Here is a 23,373-nt window from a genome sequence, read left to right as displayed (position 1 = left end):
ACGCCGGCCGCAACATGGTCAGGCACCTTCCCCGGTGGGGCCGAGCCACTGGCGCAGCCTCTCGCCGTACGCCGAAGTGCCTTCGTCGGCCTCGTCCGTACGGACCCGCTCGGCCAGCTCAGGTCGCTCGTCGAAAACCTCTGTGCTGGACAGGGGGTCGGGCGCCTCGACCAGGTTCGGCAGGAACGTGGTCAGCAGATGGTCCCGAAGGTCCCGCTGGGCTGGGTCGAGCGCGGTCCGGAACATCGCGCGGGCCAACCGCGCGCGCTGTCCGGTGTCGAGCGACTCCGTCACGCTCGCGTCTTCGTAGGCCGCTCGGAGATAGGCGTCCTGGGCGTCCGTCCGGGTGGCGGGATCCTCGGCGATCCGCATCAGCACGTCGAACCGCTCCGGCGAGCTGACGACCGCCTGCCGCACCTGCACCCAGACGAACCGGGCGAACCGGGCGCCGCCCTCAGCTCGCAACCGCCCAGCCTGCGCGAGGATCTGGTCGACGGTGAGATGGCGGGCCCGCAGCTCGAGCGCGAGCCGCAGATCCGGCAGAACCGACTCCGCGGGCTGGAGGCTGGTGCAGTGCTCCTCGGTGAGCTGGCCGGCGAGATTCGGCGTACTGCCGTCGCAGAGACCGACGAGCTCGGACCCGGCCTCCGTGCTCACCTGCGACCAGAGGCCGTAGTAGTCGAGAACCGCGTCCTCGCCGCCCCGCTCGACCACGGCGATCCGCACGACATCCCCGACCGGGTCGGTCAGCGTGCCCTGGAGTACCTCGAGCAGCCGTACGTCGAGCGTGCCGATCCGTTCGGGTAGGTCGTCGGCGCCGGGCTGCCACGGCCCGAACTGCCGGGACTCGACGCGGACGTGCACGATCAGGCCGGCGGCCGCGATCTCGGAGATGACCGGTGTCTGGCTCATGCTCGTCCGTCCCTTGCCAGCAGAGGTACCGCACTGGGAGCCCGTACTTCGACCCCCGCCGAGACCGCCGGCACGGCCGGCGAGGTCTTCGTCCGCGCGGTGATCTTGGTCGACGGCGCGGTCGCCACGGTGATCGCCCCCGTTCCTGGGTTGATGGTCCATCGTCCATCCATCTGCCACGCCAGCCGGTGCAGTACGCCGTACAGGCGGTTCGCGGGGTGCACTGTCGGCGTGCTCGCCGCGCTCAGGTTGGTCCACAGCGACAGGAAGCAGTTGAAGCGGATCTCGAACACGAAGGCAGTCAGCTGCCCGCTCGCGGGCAACGGGTGGGTGCCGCGCGCCGACGAACCGGGGCTGTCCACGGCCTCGACGATCCAGCGCTCACCAACGGCGAGCGGGGTCCGGCTGCGGATCCGGCTCTGCCCGAGTGCGGCCGAGTCGCCACCGGTGCCCACGGCGCCGCGGCCGGAGTCCAGGATCGGCGGCACCACCAGCGCCGGCGCGGGATCGCCCGGCAGGAAGGTGGTCGCAGCACCGGTTGCGAGCGCCCGGTTGGAGCAGAAGACCGATGGCGACGGGTGGACGACGTTGGGCACCACCGAGGCGTCGGTGTAGGTCGGTGAGAACGTGTTCGGGCCGGTCATGTTGTTGAACCAGCCGCCGAAGAACTGGGTGGACAGCCGGCGGCCGGTCGAGCCGCCGGTGACGAGGTCGACCTGGGCGTTCATGTGGATCGCCGCGGTGCCGGGGTTGGTCACGTCGAATACCCCGGACCGGACGTTGATGCCGTTGCCGGCAATCGCGGTGGCGTTGAAGTTGGCCGCGGTCGCCGCGGAGTTGTCCTTGAACAAGGTGGCGCGGCCGAGCACGAGGTTCAGCACGATGTTCGGCTCGCGGTCGATCTTGTGCTCGAACCGGCCGTTGCCGTTGCCGTCGACGAACGGCCGGACGTGGAAGGTCCCGGTATTGTCGGTCAGCAGCGTCGCGCGCCGATCATTGCCAACAGCAACCTTGACGGTGGGCGCCGAACCTTTCTTGTGCAGGTTGACGATCGCCTCGGCATCGTCGCCACCGCTCGCCGCCGAGATGCCGGAAGCGCGCTGGGCACCCCAGCTGACCGGCGTACCGGCGGGCGCGACGTCGACGGTCAGCTGCACCGGGCCGGCGACCAGGACCGAGTTCTCCAGCAAGGGCAGCGGCGCGTTGAGCACCGGATCCTCCTCGAAGGCCTGCGCGACGGCGACGGTGAAGAGATGGTCCGCAGCCGGGCCGTTGCCCAGCCTGGCCGTCCGCGGCGGCGTGGCCGGGACCGTCGCCTGCAGGTTGCTGAACTGAACGACCGTGAGAGCGACCCGGTCACCGTCCGGTTCCAGCCCGTCGATGCCGAGCTGGAACCCGCAGTCGCGCAGCCCCGCGCTGACCCGGGCGCCTTCCACCCAGAATTTCGTCCCGGCTGCCGGGAAGGGACTGGCGACCTTGGTCGACGTGCCCAGCGAGGCCTGACCGGCCGCGGCCACCTCGTTGGCCGCCGCGAACAACCTCTCGCGTGGGGTGGGATCGGCGGAGTCGAGCGCGCGCAGTACGAGGGTTCCGGTGAAGCCGGCCGGCTTGGGCGGGCGGACCGTGAGCATCGCGCGGCCGTGGTGGAAACCACCGTCCTGCAGGTGGACGAACCGGCCGGGACTCATCTTTGTGGCCGCCGTCATCGCTGCCGGATCCGTCGTCTTCGAGGTCCGGCTCGCGTGCAGGTCGAGAGTCAGCTCGACGGCCGTCATCGCCTTCTTCGCCGACAGTCCCTTCTTGCCGTCGACGGTCAGGCTCAGCGTCAGGACGACGTCGCCCAGCTTGTCGCTCGCCTTCGCGCCGGCGGCGAAGATCGTGACTCCGGCCTGCAGCTGCACACTCGTGAACACCGCGCCGTCGGCCACCCGGTTGCCCGCGGTGACCGCGTCGAAGAACTCGATCGGGCCCGCCTTGGAGATGGTCAGCTTGCCGCTACCGGTGAAGGCGGTGGAAGACTTCAGCACGACCGGACGGCGGGCCGGGCTGGTCTGCGGCTTCTTCACCACCACCACGTCCGGGGAGGTCACCGTCGGCGTCGGTGGCGGCGGGGCCGGTGGGTTCACCGGAGCGTCCAGCACGATGCTGGGCTGGACGAACGCGACCGCGCGGTCGACGACGACGATGTCGGCGTCGGCGGAACCGTCCAAGCGGAAGCAGACGGCGTTGCCCTTCACATCGTCGAGGGACTGGGTCCCGGCGCTGACCACGAACGGCCCGTCCACCTCCGCGGTGAAGGTGCCCGGGCCCTTTTGCTTGTCGTAGTGGAAGGTGCCGTCTTCCTTGGTGCGGCCCTGGATCGGCGTACCGGCGGGCGCAGTACCGGCTGTCTTGGGGATCTCGCCGTCCAGGTATTCGCCGTCGGCCGCAGTGAGGATGTACTTGCCGACGAAGGGCGTTCCGTCCTCGAAATGGATCTTGCCTTGGACAACGAATGAGCCCGGCTCGGCCGGCTTGCGGCACCACGGGCGTTTCGGGTCCGGCGTACCGGTTGGGCAGGGTTGGTCCCAGGGGACGACGTAGCAGTCGACGGCGGTCGCAGTACCGTCGTCGAGGCACCAGCCACCGCCGCCCGCGCCTTCCGGGACGAGGTCGAGCGTGACCGGTTTCGGTACCTGGCAAGGCATCACGGGCTCATGGACGAACATCAGCTCGGTACGCCGGTTCGGCCGCCACGCGTTCCCCGTGTTGAGCACCGGATCCTGCTCGCTGCAACCGAGCCAGCGCAGCGGGCCCGAGTCGCAGCCGGTGGTGTTCATGTTCGCCATCAGCCGCGCAGTTGGCAGGTTGAGCGGCTCGTGCCCAAGGTAGGCCTCGATGAGCACCGGCCAGGTTCCGTCACCGACCACTCCGTCGTCGGCGAGACCATGATCCTGCTGGAACTTGCGGATCGCCGCGTTGGTGAGGGTGGCGTCCTCGCCGGACGTCTTGCCGACGTTGCCGAGATACAGGCCGAGATCCTGCAGCATGTGCTGGATCTCGCGCGTCCCCCAGCTGTCCCGGACGGTGGTGATCGTGCCGCTCGGCCGCTCCTTGCGCAGCTCGTTCCACTCGGCGATCGACTTCTGCGGATCGCTTCCGAACGTGAGCATCGCGTACGTCGCCCGGCCGCGCCGCTCCGACAACGCCTGGTTGTACGCCGTCGAGCCGACCAGGTCCGTATGCCCGGAGATCACCAGGAGTTCGTCGGAGTGCTTGTCGGAGTACGCCGCGGCCGCCTGCAGCACGTGTCGCATGCAGGGCTCGACGAAGGCCTTGTCGAAGCGGAAGTGGATCGCGAACACCGTGCCGACCTTCGCGCCGCGGCGCAGCACGATCGTCACCCCGGCGACCTGACCGTCCTGCACCCGAATCGTCGCCGAACCGGTCAGCACCTCGCGCCGGCCGGTAGGGGTCGCGGTGTCGTCGACCAACGCGTCGACCGTGTACTCCCCGGCCGGAAAGGGATCTTCGAACCACACATCCGGCCTGATCCGGTTCGTGAGGACCCGGGTCAGGTCCTTCTTGGACTCGGCCTCGACGCCGTGCACCGTAACCCGGACACGGTCCATGTCGAAGGCGGGGTCGCCTTCCACGACCACCGTCACCGACAGCTTGCCGGTCTCGACGTCGGGCGGTGGTGGCGGCGGGACGATCACGTCCTCGGTATCCGTCTTCTCCGCCGGCAGGAACTCCCGGAGCGCGAAGCGGTACTCGAAGGCGTTCGGCCTGCCGGCCACCTCGCGGACGTCCATCCGCTCGATCAGCACCCGGTCGACCAGCGTCGCCGAGGTGATGTCGGAGACGAACGCGACCGGCTCGCCGGCGTGGAACGCCTTGCGCAGGTCGGCCAGATGCGGCAGCGTCTCGGCCGCCGTCAGCGTCCCGGTCAGCCTGACGCGGGCGGCGCACCGGCCGAGGTCCTGCAGGAAGTCCCCCTCGAGCCCGGGGACCGGGTGGCGGGTGACCACCTGGTCCTCACCGGTCTCGACCAGTTGGACCTGCTCCAGCTCGAGGTCTCCCAGCATCGGCCGGACCACCGGGTCAGCCCTTCAGGCTGTTCAGGTGCGCGACTATGGCGGCGATCAGCGCGAGGATCTCTGCCTTCACGGCGTCGACGCTCGGCAGCCCGGTGACGACGTCGGCGACGTCGGCGATCGACTCGATGCTGGCGGTCTCGTTCGGCAGCAGCTTCTTCGCCGCCTCGAGCAGCGCCGGGATCTTGCCGGTGAACGCCGACACCTCGGCCAGCCCCGGGATCGCGCCGACGTCGAGGTTCTCCAGCTCGGTCTTCAGCTTGTTCAACAATTCGACGAGCAGATCGAGCAGATCGTTCACTCGTGGAACCAGTGACGCGATCGCCTGGATCGCCGGTTTGATCGTCGGCACGTTGGCGTCCAGGAAGCTCTTGAAGTCCGCCAGCACCTCCTTGAGCTGCTCGAACAGATTCTGGTCGGCCATGGCGCTTGTCTCCCCCCGGGTTTCCTTCGGTTACGGCAGGTCTGCCTTGAACTTGGTCAGCCGCCCCAGCAGCTCGGTCAGCGGATCGACGAACCGCTCCAGCCCGGTCGCGAACGGCAGCGCGATGTCGAGCCCGTCCAGTACGCCGTCCAGGAGGTCGGTGGCGTCACCGAGGATGTCCGCGTCAAGCGGATCCACCCCGGCGGGCTCGACCGGTTCGATGAACTCGCGCAGCGTCAGCACGTAGCCGAACCGCCCCGGCCTGCCGGCCAGCTGCCGGACCCGCAGGTCATCGATCAGCACCGTGTCGATCGCACAGTCGGTGGTGATGTCCGCGACGAACGGCACCGCCACCCCGGTCCGCAGGTTCTCCTTCAACGTCTCGACAAGCTCGAGCGCCTTCGGGTCGGTGGCGACCCCGATGACGGTGACGGTCGTCGGCGCCCGGCCGAGGTTCTGCAACAGGCTGCCGTCCTTGCCCACCGGCTTGTGCTCGGCCAGCGCCCGCCGATCGCTCGTCCCGATCTCCTGCACCTGAGGCAGTTCGGTCCCCGCCAACATCGGCCGCATCCCTCACACCTCGATCCCATGCCGCCGTGCCGCATCCCCGAGCACTCGCTCCAACACCCGCTCGACATCCGCGTCATCCCAGCCGCCCGCCGGCCGCTCCACCCCCGGCTCCTCATCAGGCCACGCCCTCGGCAACACATCCGGCCCGCCGACCCGAGCCTCCGCCGCCGGGCTTTCCCGGTGGACCGACTGTCCAGCATTCACGCCTCCAGCCCCGACAAGCTCCGTACTACGTCCAACCGCGCGACCGTCCGGCAGTTCGCCATCGCCGGTCAGGCCCGAGCCACCAGCGAACTGCCCCAGCCCGTCATCGCCCGACTGTGCCAGCCTGCCTGCGCCCAACTGCCCCGGACGGTCACCACTCGACTGCGCCGACGGGCCACCGCCCGGCTGTGCCAACCTGCTTGACGACCGCTCCAGCCGCTCATCGCCGGACCGGCCCGACACGCTCCCTCGCCGGCTCGACACGTTGCCCGGCCAACCCGACCGGCCACCGCCCGGCTGACCTGTCCCGCCGCCTGGCGTCCGGTCACCTGTGCCCGTCCGCTTCTGTCCGAGGCCTGGCGTCCGGTCGCCTCCACCCATCTGCCCCGGCCCACCGTCATCCGACCGGCCTGCGCCAGGCTGCTGTCCGGCCACCGCGCCTGCATGCCCCTCAGCCACCTGCCGGCGCCGAGCCCTCCCGGCGGGCACGGCGTGTTCACCGGCACCTCCCGCCGCCGCACCGGATCCACTCGTGTCCCCCGCCATCGCCTGCCGCTCCGGCTCGCCGGCAGACCGCCTCTCCGCTCGGTCACGGACACGGTCGAGCAGTCCGGCCGACGCCTGACGACCGGCACGCGGCGGCTTGCGCAGTACGTCGAGAAGCCCATCGGGATCAGCCCCGATCCGGGAGCCAACCGCCTCCCGGAGCAGCCTGGACACCTCCCCGGCCGCCACTCGCGCCCGTGCCGGCTCGCAGTCGGTCATCGGGTCTGCGCCACGCCGGCTCGGGGGTTCCTTCAACCCCGGGTCGGCAGGGGCGCAGACCACCGGAGCAGGTTCTCCCGCTCGCCTCCGTGAGGCGGGCCGACGAGGGGTGGTTTCGTCAACAGGACAAGGAGTTTCGGGCATCCCAAGCACTGGTACCTGCGCAGGCACACTCGACAGACCCTCACCCAGCAGCGGGGCTGACAGGATGGAAGGCAGCGGGAATGCGGTCGCGCAAAGGGCTCGCGTGGCCCGGCCGATCCGGTCCAGCCGATCGGTCGAGCGCGCCAACTCGTTGCGCCAGGCAACAAGTGAGTCGGCGGCCGCCAGGGCGGTCGGGGTGTTCATGTCAGGCGACCTCCGAGCTGCGGCCAGCCATTTCGACGTACATCAGGATCTGGCCGACCGTCATCGCGCTGACCTCCTCCGGCGTCCAGCCGAACTCGTCCGCGAGCACGAAGCACGCTTTGGCCAGCGGCGTCTGGACGAGTTCGCCGAGCCGGTCCCGCGGCGTGTCGATCCCGCTCAGCTCGTTGATCCGGTCGACCAGGAAGCGTGCCAGGCCGGCCGGCAACCGCCCGGCCTGGTCCACCGTCAGGGTCGGCTCGACCAGCGCCTGCTGGATCATCAGCCCGGCCGCAAGCTCGCGGTCGTCCCGGGCCGCGTGCGCGATCCGTTGCACGTCCCGGACCGTCAGCGGCCGGATCGTGACGGCACCTGTCGGCGAGCCGGGCGGCAACTCGACCTCGTGGGTGAGCGCGCTGCCGGCCAGCAGGTCGTCTGCCGTGAGCATCGGTCGATCCCCTGCCTCAGGCGAAGGCGACGTTGGTCGGCGGTGCCTCGCCACCACCCGCGTCACTGCCGGAGCCATCCCGGTCGACGACCCGCACGGTCAGCGCCTTGAAGCACAGGTTCTCCATCACGAACTCGTCCTCCGGCAGCGACCAGCTCCAGTTGGCGAACTTCACTCCGCCCAGCTCCAGGCTGAGCGAGTTCGCCGGCCGGGCCGGATCGGCCAGCCGCAGCGTGATGCTGAAGGTCGGCTGTACGTACGGTTCCGGCGTCGCGGTCGGCGTGGCGCCCCGACCGAGCAGCAGGAACAGCAGCGCGCCGTTCACGTAGGCGCGCCCGACCGTGCCGGAGATGGCGATGTCGCCCGGACTGAGCGAGACCGGATGCCGGCGGCCGACCTCGTAGAACTCCTTCAGCGCGGTGTCGACGCGGACCTTCACGTCGCTCAGCCGGCCGACGGTCTGGATCGCGAACGTGTCGACGACGGCCTTCGCGTCCGCGCCTTCCGGCGTGTTCTCGCCGGCCAGCGTGAGGGTGCCGTGCGCACCCGTGAACACCTCAGTGAGTGCCATGACTGTCCTTTCCGTTAGCCGAGGAAGATGGTGACGACGATGAAGTCGATGCTGAAGGTCGGCAGGATGACGAGGTCGACCAGCGCGCGGCCGCGGATCTCGTCGTCCCGGCTGGCGTGTACGTCGAGCTGGTAGCTGACCAGCATCTCGCTGGTCACCATCGATGCCAGGAAGCCGTTGATGGTCGCCCGCAACGCGCCCCGAACGCGTTCGTTGTTCAGCAGCCCGATGTACGGTGTCGCCGCGGACCGGACGCCGAGTTTGGCGTAGTCGACGATCCGCCGGGTGGTGATCTGCGTCCACGCGGTGTTCGTCGAGGTGGTGATGCCCTTCACGACCCGGAAGCCCTGCCGGTTCTCCAGGGTGAGCACGCGGCTCAGGACGAGCTGCTTGAGTTCGGCGCTGCTGAAGTCGTGTTCCAGCTTGTCGACCGCGAGCACCTTGTTGGTCAGACTGATGTGCGGGCTCTGCGAGGAGAGCAGGCCGGCCACCGCGGCAGCGGAGTACGTCCCAGGCAGTACTACGGGCGCCGGCGGGCTCTGTGAGCGGTCTGCCGTGCCGATGCCAGGTCCGACGAACAGGAGGCGGTCACTGTTGAGGCTGTGGGCCGAGGTGGCCGACAGGAAGGCCGACCGGTCGGCAGCAGGCGCAGTGCCGACCACCGCGACCCGCTCTCGCTTGATCTCGTCACCGGACGCCGCTGCGCAGTGTGCGGCGAGGTCATCGCCGAAGGACTGATCCTGTCCGGCTGCCACGATGATGTGCGCGTCCACTCCGAGCAGAGCGTCAAGGCCCGTCTGGTAGTCCGCACCCGCGGCACCGTTCGCTCCGCCGGCCAACGGGGTCGCGGCAACCTCGTCGGGCAGCTCATCCGGGTGGTATGCCGCGGGAGCGGGTGGCGAGGCCGGGGCCGATCCCGTGACGAGTGCGGAGTTGGTCAGGTCCGAGATGAGGTCGTCACCCGACACGACGTTGTAAGTCTCTTCGGCCTGGATGCCGAGTTTCACAGTCACCTTGCGGGCGGCCGACTTGGCCACTGTGTAGGTCGCGAGCACGGTGTCGCCCGCGCCGGGCGCGGTACCGAAGGTGAGCTCACCGCTGGTGGTGTCAACGGCTACCTGGGTCGGACTGGGCGTCGTGTCGTAGACGATGCCCGGTACCTGGTCGGCCCCACCGGCAGAGGGCCGTACGACGATCCTGTTGGTCGCGCTTTGGATCACAGGTGCATGCCCGAGTGTCGGCGGCGTACCGGCGACGTCCTCGCTGCGGACCTGAGCGTTGGCGTCTGCGGTCGACACGGCCACGGTGAGGGCGTTCCCCCAGGTACCGGGCGACGTGGCTGTCAGCCGGACACAGGGGCCACCGGGCGAGGCAAGGTCCACCGCTGCAGATGCAGCGTTGTTGTCAGCGATCCGGACGGCCCAGACGGTGGTAGCACCGTACTTATAGGCCTGTTCGAGCGCCCGGGTCAGCGTGAGTTCACCAGAGGCACCGTCCACCCAGCGGTCATAGCCGCCGTACTCGGTGAGCGCGTCGGTGTAGCTGCCGAGCACTTGCGGCACCCCGATCGGGCCCTTGCCGGCCGTGCCGACGACTCCCAGGTTTCCCACGGTGATGGCACCGGGGACGATGAGCGCCTCGGGTCGCACCTCGATCAGTACGCCGGGCAGAACTGGTTCGGTCATGTCGCCCTCTTGTCCGTGAGCCGTAGGTAGACCACGGCGGTCTGGTCGAGGCCGGGCCCCGAGTAGGTGATGCTGAGCCGGTCGGACCTCGCCACCAGCTCGATCGCCGGGTCCAGCAGCCGGTCGAACCCGACGTACTCGTCCGGCACCGTGTCGACGTTCCAGTCGCCCAGCGTCAGCGACGTACCGGCCGGCCCGATGCTCGCGAAGAGCACCCCGGGCGCCTCCGTCACCTCGGCCGGGCCAGTGGCCGCCAGGAAACTCGCGAGGTCCGGCTGGACGACCGGCGGCGCCCCGGACGAGTCGGTACGGCGTACCGTCACCGTGCCGCCGAGCGGCGGGCCAGGCTCGAACACGAGCGCACTGATCCGGCTGATCGTCGCGGGACCGGTCAGGGTGAGGTCAGGCGCCTCTGCGTCGTCCCATCGGACCAGGCCGTCAGTGATCGTCTCGTGCTCGCGCGCGGTGCTCGGCGCCTGCTCTGGATCGGTGGTCATCTCGATCCGCGCGATCAAGCTGTCCGCGTCGTCGTCGGCTGCGTACCGGTACTCGTAGAGCAGGTCGAAGCTGGTGGTCTTGCGCCAGGCGGCAAGGGAGTCGAACTCCTCGGCGGGTAGGGTGTCGGCGACGTTGAAGCGCAGGAAGCCCGCGGACCGCAACTGCTCGCGGTCGTCCAGCAGGTCGGAATGCAGAGTCAGTACTGCGGAGTCGACAGCGGGCGCCGACCCTGCCCACAACTGAAACCGCACCCGAGCGTCGAGCCGGCCGGCCCGCAAGGTCCGCCCCCCAAGAGCCGCAGACTCCGTGCCGGCCTGATTCCCCAACCCGGCAAGCTTTTCAGTGACCCGCTCCAGCGTCACGTTGGGCTCCGGTAGCACCGGTGCCGCCACCGGCAACCGCGCCCCGAGCACGGCCAGCATGTCAGCCACCACCTCGGTCAACGTAGGCCCGGCCATCACCGACCGCCGCCCACCCACGCGCCCTGCGCTACCCGGCACCGCGGTGCGGGACAGCTGGCGTTCCACGAAGCGTGCGATGTCTGCCGGCCTCCGCCAGCCCTGCCGTTCCCCGGTGACCGCGTCAGTGACGTATCCGGCCCAGCCGGAAACTCCCGCCTGACCGCCTGCCCTCGCCGTGGGCAGCTCGAGCAACGCCCGGACCACGAACGAGTGCGCCGACACGAGGTCGTCGTCGATCGAGCCGATCGGTCCACCGCTTCCCCCACTGCCGTCGGCGTTCACGCTGCCTGCTGCTGCTTCATCGGTCCGCGATCCCCTTCGCGAGTCCACCCGCGAGCCCTTCCGTCTCCCCACTCCACCCGCCCCCGGTCTCCGCCCCGTCTCCCCACCGTCTCCCGAACGCCTCAGCCCCCGCGCGCTCGCTCGGCATCTCGGCAGCGTCGACGGCCTGAGCAACGAAGTCCGTCGTCACGAACCCCCTGGTTGCTCACGCGTGAGAACGTAGTCCGCGCCGGCACAGGGGTCTCCTCCCGATGCTCGGAATGTCAGGCTGGGCTGTTGCGTAGTTGGTGGCTGATGGCATCGACACTCGCGCGAAGCGCGGCGAGCTCAGCGCGGACGCTGTCCAACGTCGCGGGCGGTCCGGGCGCCGCCGCGACAGGCCGGACGGCTGGTGGGCTGTGGGTCGACGGGGGTGGCGGATTGTCCGCGCCGATCTCCGCGGCCAGCGCCTCAGTCCTGGGCTGGGGGCGGACGCCCAGTTCGTTGGCGAGGACCTGTCGGCAGCGGCGGAACTGGCGCAGGGCGCGGGTTCGGTCATCGGTCAGGTAGTAGAGGCGCATCAGCCGGCGATGACTTCGCTCGTGCGCCGGTTCGATCTCGAGTAATTTCTGCGCCCAGCAGATCGCCGCCTCCAGGTGACCCCGCCGTTCGCAGCCCCGGCTGAGCTTGTCCAGCAAGGTGATGTGCAGGTCTTCGAGCTGGGCTCGTTCGGCCAGGCACCACTCCTCGTAGCAACTCGCCAGCAGCGGCCCGCGGTACAGCGTGCTGGCCTGGTCCATCGCGGCCAGATCCGCGTCGGTGAGGTCCTCGACCTGGGTCAGCTGAGCGGCCCTGGCCTGCTCGGTGAAGACAGCGACATCCGTCCACAGAGGCCGGTCCGGATTCACCCGCAGCAGGTCCCCGTCGGTCAGGACGAGTCGCTGGCCGGCCGGTCCGCCGGTGTCGGTGACCCGGTGGATCTGCCAGAGCGCTTGCCGAATCGCCTTGCGGGACGCCTCCGGTCCGGCGTCCGGCCAGACGACCTCAGCGGCCTGCTCCCGTCGTACGTTGCGTTGTGGTGCGAGCAGCACCAGTGCCAGCAGTTCCTGGGCCTTCCGCAGGATCGAGCCGGCGACCTCACGGTCGGTGGACACGATCTGGAACGGCCCGAACAGATGGACGCGAAGCTCGAGCACAGCAGAAACCTCCCCCCACGCGACCAGCGACCCAGGCGCCTGTGCGACCCCGGTCCCCCGCCGGCCGAACACACCGCCGGCCCGTAGCGTCCGGCTCCCCCGAGCGGTGTGTGTTAGTGGTGTACTTCCAGGATGCGCGCATCCGGTCACTCACGGCAAGATGGGAGGACGTGCCTGGTTTCGCCTCGATTTGGCGGGAGTTCGCGTCTTGACCGCTTGAAGCGACCGTCCGACCTGTGGAGTTCACCGGCGCGGGCCCGGCAGGGCTTCGGCAAGGAACTCCATCCGGTTCAGCAAGCGCACGTCGGCGACCACCTGCGTGGAGTCGGTACGCCGGCGCCTGCCTCCGGGCTGGCACGCCCGCCGCCTCATCAGTACCAAGATCCGGACCATACGCGGGCCAACACTCCGCCCGTCGCAGATCCAGCCTCCGTTTTCCCTGGTCACCGCGCCATGCAAGATGTACCACCAGCAGACGAAGAACCTCCTGGTGTCGTACTCGCCGAAGAAGCTCGGCTTCTTCTAGACACAGAAAGAGGGCGCCTGACCAGGCAAGATGCCCGTCAGGCGCCCTCCGCAGCGCACGACTGAGCGGTAAGTCGAGATGCGTTGACCGCTGCCCTCTTTCGGTTCACAGTCTTGGCGGCAGCAACCGCCCCGTCGACCTTCCGGCACAGGGCGTCGAGCCCCCGCCGCAGTACGTCCGACTCCTCCGACTCGCTGACAGGCAGCGAGTGGCGCTGCAGCCAGTCCAGGGCGGCCTGCCACTCCTCCCGGGCATCGGCGTTCCAGGGATTCTTGTTGAAGGCCCACGAGTACAGCGCGCGTCGCAGTACGCGAGGCGCCCGGTAGACGGCCCTTGGTTCAACGAAGGCCGGAGTGATAGTCGCCAAGGCGTCTGCAAGGGTGCGGCGCGTATTTCCTGGGGTGCGGTCCCACCGTTGCTCGAGGTACTCCCGGGCCAGAACGTACCAAGTGTTCCGCTGCTTCAACGCCCGGATTTCGGAGGCCGGCAGACCTGACCGGGTGTCGAAGGGTTCACCGTCGCGAGCGGCGGTCATCAGCTTGGAGCGCCGACTCTCCGCGAGCCCTTTGGTGAGGAAGGACTCGGACTTCTCACGTCCACCAACCGTCCAACGGACCTCAAATCCCTTGCGCCGATCCGGCCGCTCGCGGATCTCCCAGACCCGGACCTTGTAACTCATCGCCATGCAGGCGTATCCCTTTCACACGCCTCCCACCACGCGTCTAGGTCCGCGCGGCGACAGCGCAATTCACCATTGGGCAGCTTGATCATTCGGGGTGCCTGACCGCGAGCACGTAGGCGGTAGAAGGCCGACGGACTCATCCGGATTTCCGCTAGGACCTCGGCGAGCTTGAGCGCAGGTGGACGAGCCATTGATGCTTCCTCGGGCATTCCGGATTTGTCGGCCGCCCAAGCGGCAGCGCGCGACTCGCACCCACCGTTGTGTCCACCGCGCAACGATCGGCGGTCGTCGGCCGGCGACGGCAGGGAGGTAGAACCCTCTTTCTCCTTTCTCCGGGTAGCAGAAAGTCCGTTCGAGGCCGGTCGAGCGACGGCTGTTACAGCATTCCGTGCCGGTCTCGCAAGGGTGAGCCGTGGTGCGCGCGGGTTGGCGTGGCGCGCGCCGTGCCAGGTGTGCCGGTATCGAACGGGTGGATGCAGTGGTCAGTGATTGACGGGCACCCGGGTAGTTGAATGCGTGCCAAATGCATGCGTGTGTGACGGAAATGTCTGCATTTCGTAACAGGCATCGGGACGTCTACCGCAAATCGGGCAATCAGGCCAAAGTGTGCGCTCTCGGCATCACGCCGGGACCGATCAATGCTCGGGCCGCACGGTCCGGGCCTAGCCGGAATGTCATGCGGCCGGCGTGGGCCTCCCGAGGGGAGGAACAGTGTTGGGCGATCACGTCGAGCCACTGGTGACCTGGAGGGTTCTGTGCGGCAAGGGGGACTAGTCAGCCCGTTTTCGTCGGCGCGCGAGCGTCTGGCGAACGGCGCGATCAGACAGCACGCTATCGAGTGGGAGCAGCGGTACCGCCGTGCCGTGATCATCAGCGATACCGTGGCCACCGCCTTGGTGGTGGCGGCGATCGGCAACTTCTTCGGGGTCCGGGACGCGGCCAACTGGCATGAGAAGTGGGGAATTCTCGCATTCGGCACCGAGCTGCTGGTGCTGGGGGCGCTTGCGGTGAGCCGGTCGTGGGCTCCGGCCGTACTCGGCCAGGGCGCCGAGGAATTCCGTCGGCTCGGACGCTCACTGTTCGCGGCGACCGTCGTGCTGGCGCTCGGCGGGATCGCTCTCACCTCGCGCAACATCAAGCTCTGGATCTTCGTCGCGATCCCCGCGATCGCGATCGTCACCATGACGGAGCGGTATCTGCTGCGCCTCTGGCTGCACAAACAGCGGAAGGAAGGACGGTGCCTGCGACCGGTGCTCGCTGCCGGGAGCCTGGCCACCGTCAGCGACCTGGTCACCCGAACCCGCAAGTTCCCGCACCTCGGCTGGCGGGTGGATGCGGTGTGCACGACGGACGGTCTCGGGCTCGACGGTGACCAACTGGACGGAGTGCCGGTCGTCGGCCGACTGGCGGATGTCGCGGGCCACGTCAGCCGCGACGGCTACCGTGTCGTCGCGGTCACACCGGACCCGCACTGGTCACCGGACCGGCTGCAGCGGCTTGCTTGGAACCTCGAAGGCAGCGATGCCGAGATGGTCGTGGCCCCCGTGCTGATGGAGGTGGCCGGCCCACGGCTGCGCATCGACGCGGTGCTCGGGATCCCGCTGCTGCGGGTCAGCATGCCGACCTTCACCGGGGGCCGCCGGGCGATCAAAGAGGTCGTCGATCGGATGGGCGCGGCGATCCTGCTGGTGCTGTTCGCGCCGCTGATGGTGCTCGTCGGGCTGCTCGTGCTGGTGGACAGTCGGGGCGGGGCGTTCTACCGCCAGCGCAGAGTCGGCAAGGACGGCCGCGAGTTCACCATTCTCAAGTTCCGCACCATGGTCGCCGGGGCTCACAGGGCACGTGCCGCGCTGGCCGACCGCGACGAGGGCGCCGGCCTGCTGTTCAAGCTCCGCCGGGATCCGCGGGTGACCCGGGTGGGAGCAGTGCTGCGCCGGTACTCGATCGACGAGCTCCCGCAGCTTTTCAACGTGCTCACCGGATCGATGTCGCTCGTCGGTCCGCGGCCTCCGTTGCCGGGGGAGTCCGCTGCGTACGGCCCGGACATCCGGCGGCGGCTGCTGGTCAAGCCCGGGCTGACCGGCCTGTGGCAGATCAGCGGACGCAGCGATCTGTCGTGGGAGGAGGCGGTCAGGCTGGATCTGCGGTACGTGGAGGACTGGTCGCTCGCCCTGGACACAGTGATCTTGTGGAAGACGCTGCGTGCGGTGCTCTACGGGCAGGGGGCCTACTGATGCGCGGGGGTCGCCATCCGGCCGGCGCCCGGACCGCAGGCCGGGAGTGCCTGCCTGGGGAGAGGAACGGGTCATGAGAGTCAGCGTTTTCGGGCTCGGTTACGTGGGCTGTGTGTCGGCCGCGTGCCTGGCCAGCATGGGTCACGAGGTCATCGGGGTGGACGTGAACCAGGTGAAGGTCGACCTGGTCAACGACGGCAAGGCCCCGGTGGTCGAGGAGCGTATCGGCGAGCTCATCGCCGAGGTCGTGCGGACCGGAGCGTTGCGCGCTACCGGCGACGTCCGTGAGGCGATCATGGGCAGCGAGGTGTCGCTGGTCTGCGTGGGCACGCCGTCGGAGCCCAACGGGAGCCTGTGCACCACGTACTTGGAGCGGGTCACCGAGCAGATCGGCGCCGCGCTGGCCGAGCGGAGTGGGCGGCACACCGTCGTGTTCCGCAGCACCATGCTCCCGGGCACCTGCCTGAACCTGCTGGTACCGATCCTGGAGAAGTACGTCGGCGGCACGGCCGGGGTGGACATCGGGGTCGCGGTCAACCCGGAGTTCCTGCGCGAGGGCACGAGCGTGCGGGACTTCTTCGACCCGCCCAAGACCGTAATCGGCGAGCTCGACCCGGCAAGCGGCGATGCGGTGTTGGCGCTGTACGACGGCCTGCCCGGCGAGGTGTTCCGGGTACAGGTCCCGACGGCCGAGGCGATCAAATACGCGGACAACGCATTCCACGGCCTCAAGATCGGCTTCGCGAACGAGCTGGGCGCGGTGTGCCAGGCGCTCGGGGTGGACTCGCACCAGGTGATGGACGTGTTCCTGGCCGACCGCAAGCTGAACATCAGCCCCGCCTACCTACGGCCCGGCTTCGCCTTCGGCGGCTCCTGCCTGCCCAAGGACCTGCGCAGCCTGGTCCACACGGCGCAGCGGGCCAACGTCTCGGTGCCCATCCTCGCCCACGTGCTGCCCTCCAACTCCGACCATCTGCAGCGCGCGGTGGAGATGGTCGAGCGCACCGGCAAGCGCAAGGTGGGCCTGTTCGGGTTGTCCTTCAAACCCGGCACCGACGACCTCCGCGAGAGCCCGCTCGTCGAGCTGGCGGAGCGGCTCTTCGGCAAGGGGTACGACCTGCGGATCTACGACGCCAACGTGAGCCTCTCCCGGCTGCTCGGCGCGAACCGCGAGTACATCGAGACCCGGCTGCCGCACCTCGCGCAGCTGCTCGCGGATTCCGTCGACGAGGTGCTCGAGCACGCCGAGGTGTGCCTCGTCGGGACCAGGGATCCGGCCGTGCTGTCGGCGCTGCCCCATGGCGCCGACGGCCCGGTGATTGTCGACCTCATCCACCTTCCCGACGCCGAGACGCGCCGGGCCGAACCGGGGTACGTGGGCCTTGCTTGGTAACACGACCAGCGGCGACCGGGCGGACCGGCGCGCGCTGATCCTGGTGGAGAACCTGTCGGTGCCGTTCGACCGGCGGGTGTGGCAGGAGTGCACGACACTGCGCGACGCGGGCTGGAAGGTGCACGTCATTTGTCCCCAGGGGAGTAAGCGGGACACGGAGCCGGAGGCGGAGATCGACGGGGTGCGGATCCACCGCTACCCGTTGCGCGCGGCCACCGGAGGGCCGGCCGGCTACCTGCGGGAGTACGGAACGGCGTTGTGGCACACCATGCGGCTGGCCCGCAAGGTCGGCCCGGTCGACGTGGTGCACGCCTGCAACCCGCCGGACCTGCTGTTCCTACCCGCGCTGTGGCTGAAGCGGCGCGGTGCACGGTTCGTCTTCGACCAGCACGACCTGGTACCCGAGCTGTACCTCTCCCGGTTCGGCCGCGGCGAGGACCTGCTCTACCGCGCCGTGTGCGCGCTGGAACGGCTGACCTACCGGGCCGCGGACGTCGTGCTCGCCACGAACGAGAGCTACCGGGACGTCGCGATGCGCCGCGGCGGTCGACGCCCTGAGGACGTCTTCGTGGTACGCAGCGCGCCCGCAGTCGAGCGGTTCCAACTGGTGCCGCCCGAGCCGGAGTTGAAGCGCGGCAAGCCTCATCTGCTGTGCTACCTCGGCGTCATGGGCCCGCAGGACGGCGTCGACTACGCCTTGCGGGCCCTCGCGAGGCTGCGTGACGAGTTCGGGAGGACCGACTGGCATGCGGTGTTCGTCGGCGCCGGCGACACCTTCGACGCGATGGTGGAGCTGTCCCGGCGGCTCGGGCTCGCCGAGCAGGTGCAGTTCACCGGGCGCATTCCGGACGCCGACCTGGTGCGCTACCTGTCCACCGCGGACGTGTGCCTTTCCCCCGACCCGCACAATCCGCTCAACGACGTATCGACCATGAACAAGGTCCTGGAGTACATGGCCATGAGCCGGCCGATCGTCTCGTTCGACCTCCGGGAGGCGCGAGTCTCCGCCGGTGACGCCGCCGTCTACGCGCCCGCCAACGACGAAGCTGCATTCGCTGAGCTCATCGCGCTGCTCCTTGACGATCCGGAGAAGCGGGCCCGGATGGGCAAGATCGGCCAGGAGCGGGTCGGCGGACCGCTTTCCTGGCGGAACTCGCAAGCGTCGCTGCTCGCCGCCTACGCCGCTGCCTGCGGTGACCACACTCCGGTGTCCGCGGGCAAGACGGTCCGAACAGGGAAGAGGACGCGGCGTTGAACGATGACACGATCCGCCTGGTCACCATCGGGCGGATTCTCCGTCGGCGCTGGCGGCTTCTCGCCGTCCTCACCGTGGTGGGCGCGCTCGTCGGCTACGGCGCCTCGGTGCTGCTGTTTCCGCCGCGCTACACGGCGTCGGCATCGGTAGTGTTGCCTGGGCAGTGGGAAGAGCGCCAACTGCTGACCCAGGTGGACATCGCGACCAGTTCCTCGGTGGCCGACCGCGCGGCCGCCACGCTCGGCTGGCAGGGCGTCAGCGGCGCCGACCTGCGGGACCGAGTGAGCGCCAAGGCCGCTGACGGGAACATCATCAAGATCTCGGGCACGGCCGACACCCCCGAGCGCGCACAGCAGCTCTCCGACCGGACGGCCCAGCAGTTCGTCAGCTACGCCGCGCGGATCGCAGGCGGCAGCACCGACTCCGACGCGGCGTCGGGTACCGAGGCGCTGCGGAAGCAGGCGGCGGAGACCGATCGCCGCATCACCGACCTGGCCAATGCGGCCGATCCGGGGCAGACCGTGGAGAGCGTGCAGACCCGCACCGAGCTCGAGAAGCTACGCACCTCGCTGCAGGAGGCCATGAACAAGCTGGATCAGGCCGACCCGGCCGCCACCAAGGTCAACATGGTCGTCATGGGACCGGCGGCCCGGCCGACCGGCGAGGCGCCGCCGACGCGGATGCAGCTCATCGTCGCCGGGGCGCTGCTGTTCTTCCTGGTCGCGGTCATCGGCCATCTCACCGCCGCACGGATGAATCGCCGATTGCGCACCGAACCGGAGATCGCCGCTGCGCTGGGCTCGGCGCTGCTGGGTGCCGTCGACGTACCCGGTGAACGGCCCGCGCACCGACCGGAAGACCGTGGCCCGCGGGCCCGGATCCGCCGGCTGCTGGGCGTCGACATCCGGTGGGACCTACCGACCCCGCAGACGTCCGGCGACGAGGCCAGCAGGCAGATCCGCTACCGGCGGGTGTGCGCCCGCCTCCGGGACCAGCTGCCGGCCCCCCGGCGGCTGCTGGTTGTCGTCCCGGACGGCGACGAGATCGCCCGCCTGGCCGCCGGGCAGCTCGTCGCCGAGGCCGAGAGCGATCCTTCCCCAAGCTCTTCGAGCAGGGGATACCCCATGCTGCAGGTGGTGGGGGTTTCGGTGTCCCAGCCGATGGTGCCGGACCGCGACAACGAGTCCGGTGCCCTGGTCGTCCTCAGCGCGGGCAGCTGGACCGCAGGGGACCTCGCCGGCATCGCCGAGGCATGTGCGGACGCCAAGCACGAGGTCGTCGGCATCGTTCTCGCCGGCACGGTCCGGGTCCGTTCGACGCAATCCGTCGGCCGTCCTCGAAATGCCGCCACGCCGGCGCTCGCGGTGGGCGGCGACGCAACGGGAGGTTCAAGGTGACGACGAGCACATCTTCGGAGTCGTCGGCCGCCGCTCCGCTGCTGGAACTGCAGGCGCTGGTAGTGGCGGTGCGGAGGCGGCGCCGCCTCTGGTGCTCCATGGCGCTGCTGGGGCTGCTCGTCGGCGCGGCGGTGGCGGTCCTGCTGCCATCGCCGCCGACCGCGGTGACCAAGGTGCTGGTCGCGCATCAGGAGGACCAGCCGAACGACCCCGGAACGCTGATCCGCACCGACATCGCGCTGCTGCAAACCACGCGGATCGCCGACATGGCCCTGAAGTCCCTCGACTCCCCGGAAAAACCAGAGGACTTCATGCGGAACTACCAGGCCATCGGCTTGACCAACAACCTGCTGCAGATCAATGTGACGGCTGACAGCGATGCGGAAGCGGTGGCCCGCGCCAAGGCGCTGGCCGATGCGTTCGTCGCGGACCAGGTGAAGCGGACCCAGGAAGCCGCGAACGCCGAGTCCAAGGCCCTGCTCGACCAGCGTGACCGAATGCGGGACGATCTCGCCAAGGTCAACAAGGCGATCAGAAACGGATCGCCGAAGAGTGGGCCGATGGCGTCGGCGGACCTGGAGTCCTTCTTCGCCCGCCGGACCGAACTCACCGAGCGGATCAGCGATTTCGGCCAGCGCGCCGCGGAGGCACGCATCGGCACGCCCAAGGTCATCGCCCGTACACAGATCGTGGACACCCCGCGCGCGGTGCGGCACTCAATGCCCAGGGCTGCTGTCACCAATGCCGCGATCGGGCTCGTCCTCGGGCTCATCCTCGGGCTCGCGGTGGCCGCGGTCGGCGCGGTGGTGGCGGACCGCCCCGTGCTGCGCCGGGAGATCGCGGCGAACCTGGGCGCCTCGGTCATCGCGGAGCTGCCCCGCCGGTCGGGCAGGCTGTGGCAGCGCCGACGGATCCGGGCGGCACGCGAACGGCTCACCGCGTCACTGGCCCGCACCGTGCGCAGCTCCGCGGAACCGTTGTCGCTGCTGGAACTTGGGTGTGCGCGCAGCACGAGCGTGATCGCCCTGGACCTCGCCAGGGCACTGGCGCCGGAGGGGCCAGTGGTCATCATCGATGGTCTGCCCCGCCCGCAGCTCGCAGGCCGCCGCCAGAAACCAGGAGACCCGACCGTGGTCAGCGGCGAGCACGCCGCGCCCGTGTCGCATCAGGAGCGCCGGCTCGGCGTCGGCTCGGTGGCGCCCGGCACGGCGTGGACCGACCTCCAGTACCTCGGCACGCAGACCGTGCTCGTGGTGCGGGCCGGGCACGGCAGCGCGGCATGGCTGCACACCGTGGCGCGGCAGCTCGCGGACCAGCGCATTCCGGTGATCGGTGTGGTGCTGATCGACCCCGATCCGCGTGACCGGACCGACGGCACGCTGTGGGACGGGCTGCACACCGCGCTGCGCGGCCAGAACGAGCTGCTGGCCCGACAGAACGGGACAGGCCGGCCGCGGGCTGAGCGGCTGCCGATGTGGGCGGCACGGGTCCCGGACAGCGACCAGGAGGGGCGGTAGACATGTGTGGCATCGCAGGCACTTACCGATGGCCGGACGGGAAGGTCGTGGCCGACCGGCTCACCGAGACCCTCGCCCACCGCGGTCCGGACGGAGCGGGCCGGTACAGCCACCCCGTCGGTGACGGCGAAGTGCACCTCGGGCACCGCCGGCTGGCCATCATCGACCTGTCAGAGACCGGCGCCCAGCCGATGGTCTCGGGTGGCCTCGTCCTGACGTACAACGGCGAGCTGTACAACGCGCCCGAGCTGCGTGCCGAGCTGGAGGCCTCGGGGGTGCGTTTCCGCGGTACCTCCGACACCGAGGTGCTGCTGGAGGCCTGGCGGCGCTGGGGCACGGACTGCCTGCCCCGGCTGCGCGGCATGTTCGCGTTCGGGATCTTCGACGAGCGCACCGGTGAACTGGTGCTCGCCCGCGACCAGCTCGGCATCAAGCCGCTGTTCCTGCTCCGGCGCGGCGGCGGCCTCGTGTTCGCCTCCGAGCTCAAGGCGCTCGCCGCCGTGACCGGTAGGTCGCTGCAGGTGGACCATGCGGCGCTGGTGGCCTCACTGCTGTACTACTGGGTGCCGGACTCGCGGTGTGCGTTCCGCGAAGCGGAGAAGCTGCCGCCGGGGAGCTGGCTCCGGTGCCGGCCCGACGGCCGGGTGGAGCTCGGCCGGTACTGGCATCTGAGGGACATCGCCACCGAGGGCCGGGAACGGGCCCTCAGCGGCGAACAGCCGGACCTGGCTGCCATCGTCGAGGAGTCGACTCGGCGCCACCTGCTCTCCGACGTACCGGTGGCGACCTTCCTCTCCGGCGGTCTTGACTCCAGCTACCTGACCGCGCTGGCGGCCCGCGACCGCCCCGGGATCTCCGCTTACACGATCGGGTTCCGCGCCGAGGACGCCAAGTTCGAGGCGATGCCGGACGACCTGCGCTATGCCCGGCAGGTGGCCGAACAGTTCGGCGTCGACCTGCATGAGATCGAGATCGCCCCGAATGTGCTCGACCTGCTGCCGCAGATGACGCACCATCTGGACGAGCCGATCGGCGACCCCGCCGCGATCAACACGTTCCTGATCTGCTCGGCCGCACGAGAGGCCGGGGTCAAGGTGATGCTCTCGGGGATGGGTGCCGACGAGCTGTTCGCCGGTTACCGCAAGCACCTGGCCAACCTGCTTGCGCTGCGCTACCAGCGCATCCCGCGACCCCTGCGGCGCGGCTTGTCCGCGACCGTGGACCGGCTGCCGGTCGCCACGGCCCGCCGGGGGTATCGGTCGGTGCGCTTCGCGAAGCGGTTCCTCTCCTTCGCCGACCTGCCGGAGGAGACCGCGTTCCGCCGCAGCTACACCATGTACGACCAGGAGGAGCTGCTCGCCCTGGTCAATCCGGACTTGGCCGGGACGGTCGAGGACGTGCTGACCGAGCATGCGGACATCTACCAGGACAACGACCTCGACGACTTCGTCAACCGCATGTGCCTGGGCGACGCCCGGATGTTCCTGCCGGGCCTGAACCTCGCCTACACGGACCGGTCGAGCATGGCCGCGTCGACCGAGGTGCGGGTGCCGTACGTGGACGTCGAGGTGGTCAAGGCGGCGTTCGCCGTGCCCGGCGATCGCAAGATCGTCGGACGGCAGGGCAAGGCCGTCCTCAAGGAGGCGGCCACCTCGATTCTGCCCCGGGAGATCGTGTACCGGCCGAAGGGCCTGTTCAGCGCCCCGCTGCGCGCCTGGATGAGCCGGGATCTGGCACCGCTGGTGCGCGAGGTGGTGCACGACGGCGTGCTCGTCAATTCCGGGTTCCTGCGCCGCGAGGCGCTGGCGCGCATGGTCGCCGAGGACGCCGCCGGGCAGCGGGACTTCTCCAAGCATCTGTGGCATGTGCTGACCCTGGAGTACTGGTATCGCGGCGCGACCTCCGGGGCCGACCAGCACTCTCCCGTGAACGCGTAGAGACAGTAGAGACAAG

At 69.6% G+C, this 23,373-nt stretch carries 18 protein-coding genes; 7 read left to right on the top strand and 11 right to left on the bottom strand.

What is annotated here, in order from left to right; translation table 11 throughout:
- Positions 1-18 precede the first annotated feature (18 nt).
- From ACWCP8_RS27320 to ACWCP8_RS27305, 4 genes are read right to left on the bottom strand one after another with little or no spacing between them, the layout of a single operon-like run.
- Positions 19-912: a hypothetical protein gene (locus ACWCP8_RS27320; RefSeq protein ID WP_451118710.1), complete on the bottom strand. Its 894-nt coding sequence runs from the start codon at positions 910-912 to the stop codon at positions 19-21.
- The gene (locus ACWCP8_RS27315) at positions 909-4,979 is read right to left on the bottom strand and encodes a peptidoglycan-binding protein (RefSeq protein WP_451118708.1); all 4,071 of its coding nucleotides are present in this window, start codon (positions 4,977-4,979) and stop codon (positions 909-911) included. Before ACWCP8_RS27315 ends, ACWCP8_RS27320 begins: the two co-directional genes overlap by 4 nt.
- A 16-nt stretch (positions 4,980-4,995) precedes the next feature.
- Positions 4,996-5,412, bottom strand: a complete 417-nt coding sequence (locus ACWCP8_RS27310; protein WP_356000653.1) for a hypothetical protein — start codon at positions 5,410-5,412, stop codon at positions 4,996-4,998.
- Between the two features lie 30 nt (positions 5,413-5,442).
- A complete protein-coding gene (locus tag ACWCP8_RS27305) occupies positions 5,443-5,982 on the bottom strand; it encodes a hypothetical protein (protein ID WP_451118706.1) in 540 nt (179 codons plus the stop codon).
- 180 nt (positions 5,983-6,162) lie between these two features.
- Here ACWCP8_RS27305 and ACWCP8_RS27300 point away from each other — a divergent pair, with 180 nt between their 5' ends.
- Entirely contained in the window at positions 6,163-6,390 is a 228-nt protein-coding gene (locus ACWCP8_RS27300) for a hypothetical protein (protein WP_451118704.1), read from the top strand.
- A 910-nt stretch (positions 6,391-7,300) separates the two neighbouring features.
- Here the strand turns inward: ACWCP8_RS27300 and ACWCP8_RS27295 are convergent.
- From ACWCP8_RS27295 to ACWCP8_RS27265, 7 genes are all read right to left on the bottom strand, one after another.
- Positions 7,301-7,744 (bottom strand): hypothetical protein, encoded by a 444-nt coding sequence (locus tag ACWCP8_RS27295; RefSeq protein WP_352263671.1) that lies wholly within the window; start codon positions 7,742-7,744, stop codon positions 7,301-7,303.
- Between the two features lie 16 nt (positions 7,745-7,760).
- Positions 7,761-8,315, bottom strand: a complete 555-nt coding sequence (locus ACWCP8_RS27290) for a hypothetical protein (protein ID WP_352263669.1) — start codon at positions 8,313-8,315, stop codon at positions 7,761-7,763.
- A gap of 14 nt (positions 8,316-8,329) precedes the next feature.
- A complete protein-coding gene (locus ACWCP8_RS27285; protein ID WP_451118701.1) occupies positions 8,330-10,000 on the bottom strand; it encodes a phage tail sheath subtilisin-like domain-containing protein in 1,671 nt (556 codons plus the stop codon).
- Positions 9,997-11,241, bottom strand: coding sequence for a hypothetical protein (locus ACWCP8_RS27280; RefSeq protein WP_451118699.1), 1,245 nt, complete (start codon positions 11,239-11,241; stop codon positions 9,997-9,999). The genes ACWCP8_RS27285 and ACWCP8_RS27280 overlap by 4 nt, the downstream gene beginning before the upstream one ends.
- Before the next feature lie 263 nt (positions 11,242-11,504).
- Entirely contained in the window at positions 11,505-12,416 is a 912-nt protein-coding gene (locus ACWCP8_RS27275; protein ID WP_352263664.1) for an AfsR/SARP family transcriptional regulator, read from the bottom strand.
- Between the two features lie 563 nt (positions 12,417-12,979).
- Positions 12,980-13,627 (bottom strand): hypothetical protein, encoded by a 648-nt coding sequence (locus ACWCP8_RS27270; RefSeq protein ID WP_451118696.1) that lies wholly within the window; start codon positions 13,625-13,627, stop codon positions 12,980-12,982.
- On the bottom strand, positions 13,618-13,815 hold the full coding sequence (locus ACWCP8_RS27265; protein WP_097282426.1) for a helix-turn-helix transcriptional regulator: 198 nt from the start codon (positions 13,813-13,815) through the stop codon (positions 13,618-13,620). The genes ACWCP8_RS27270 and ACWCP8_RS27265 overlap by 10 nt, the downstream gene beginning before the upstream one ends.
- A 564-nt stretch (positions 13,816-14,379) precedes the next feature.
- On the opposite strand from ACWCP8_RS27265, the gene ACWCP8_RS27260 reads away from it, so the two are divergent.
- From ACWCP8_RS27260 to asnB, 6 genes are all read left to right on the top strand, one after another.
- Positions 14,380-15,858 (top strand): sugar transferase, encoded by a 1,479-nt coding sequence (locus ACWCP8_RS27260; protein ID WP_352263660.1) that lies wholly within the window; start codon positions 14,380-14,382, stop codon positions 15,856-15,858.
- Between the two features lie 73 nt (positions 15,859-15,931).
- Positions 15,932-17,251, top strand: a complete 1,320-nt coding sequence (locus ACWCP8_RS27255) for a nucleotide sugar dehydrogenase (protein ID WP_352263658.1) — start codon at positions 15,932-15,934, stop codon at positions 17,249-17,251.
- The gene (locus ACWCP8_RS27250) at positions 17,241-18,506 is read left to right on the top strand and encodes a glycosyltransferase family 4 protein (protein WP_451118693.1); all 1,266 of its coding nucleotides are present in this window, start codon (positions 17,241-17,243) and stop codon (positions 18,504-18,506) included. The genes ACWCP8_RS27255 and ACWCP8_RS27250 overlap by 11 nt, the downstream gene beginning before the upstream one ends.
- Positions 18,503-19,903 carry a Wzz/FepE/Etk N-terminal domain-containing protein gene (locus tag ACWCP8_RS27245; RefSeq protein ID WP_451118691.1) on the top strand — a complete coding sequence of 467 codons (1,401 nt, stop codon included), beginning with the start codon at positions 18,503-18,505 and terminating at the stop codon, positions 19,901-19,903. Before ACWCP8_RS27250 ends, ACWCP8_RS27245 begins: the two co-directional genes overlap by 4 nt.
- Complete coding sequence (locus tag ACWCP8_RS27240) at positions 19,900-21,420, top strand: Wzz/FepE/Etk N-terminal domain-containing protein (RefSeq protein WP_451118689.1); 1,521 nt, start codon at positions 19,900-19,902, stop codon at positions 21,418-21,420. The genes ACWCP8_RS27245 and ACWCP8_RS27240 overlap by 4 nt, the downstream gene beginning before the upstream one ends.
- Positions 21,421-21,422: 2 nt before the next feature.
- A complete protein-coding gene (gene asnB, locus ACWCP8_RS27235) occupies positions 21,423-23,357 on the top strand; it encodes an asparagine synthase (glutamine-hydrolyzing) (protein WP_451118687.1) in 1,935 nt (644 codons plus the stop codon).
- Positions 23,358-23,373: the final 16 nt, after the last annotated feature.

The sequence above is a fragment of the Streptomyces sp. NPDC002206 genome, from assembly GCF_053593595.1.
The sequence above is the reverse complement of the archived record's forward strand: the minus strand, read 5'-3'. Positions and strand labels throughout refer to the sequence as shown.

What these genes read in the sequence shown, in the direction of transcription:
- ACWCP8_RS27320 (WP_451118710.1), bottom strand. Translation starts at nt 912, where the DNA reads ATGAGCCAGACACCGGTCATCTCCGAGATCGCGGCCGCCGGCCTGATC.
- ACWCP8_RS27315 (WP_451118708.1), bottom strand. Translation starts at nt 4,979, where the DNA reads ATGCTGGGAGACCTCGAGCTGGAGCAGGTCCAACTGGTCGAGACCGGT.
- ACWCP8_RS27310 (WP_356000653.1), bottom strand. Translation starts at nt 5,412, where the DNA reads ATGGCCGACCAGAATCTGTTCGAGCAGCTCAAGGAGGTGCTGGCGGAC.
- ACWCP8_RS27305 (WP_451118706.1), bottom strand. Translation starts at nt 5,982, where the DNA reads ATGCGGCCGATGTTGGCGGGGACCGAACTGCCTCAGGTGCAGGAGATC.
- ACWCP8_RS27295 (WP_352263671.1), bottom strand. Translation starts at nt 7,744, where the DNA reads ATGCTCACGGCAGACGACCTGCTGGCCGGCAGCGCGCTCACCCACGAG.
- ACWCP8_RS27290 (WP_352263669.1), bottom strand. Translation starts at nt 8,315, where the DNA reads ATGGCACTCACTGAGGTGTTCACGGGTGCGCACGGCACCCTCACGCTG.
- ACWCP8_RS27285 (WP_451118701.1), bottom strand. Translation starts at nt 10,000, where the DNA reads ATGACCGAACCAGTTCTGCCCGGCGTACTGATCGAGGTGCGACCCGAG.
- ACWCP8_RS27270 (WP_451118696.1), bottom strand. Translation starts at nt 13,627, where the DNA reads ATGGCGATGAGTTACAAGGTCCGGGTCTGGGAGATCCGCGAGCGGCCG.
- ACWCP8_RS27265 (WP_097282426.1), bottom strand. Translation starts at nt 13,815, where the DNA reads ATGGCTCGTCCACCTGCGCTCAAGCTCGCCGAGGTCCTAGCGGAAATC.
- ACWCP8_RS27255 (WP_352263658.1), top strand. Translation starts at nt 15,932, where the DNA reads ATGAGAGTCAGCGTTTTCGGGCTCGGTTACGTGGGCTGTGTGTCGGCC.
- asnB (WP_451118687.1), top strand. Translation starts at nt 21,423, where the DNA reads ATGTGTGGCATCGCAGGCACTTACCGATGGCCGGACGGGAAGGTCGTG.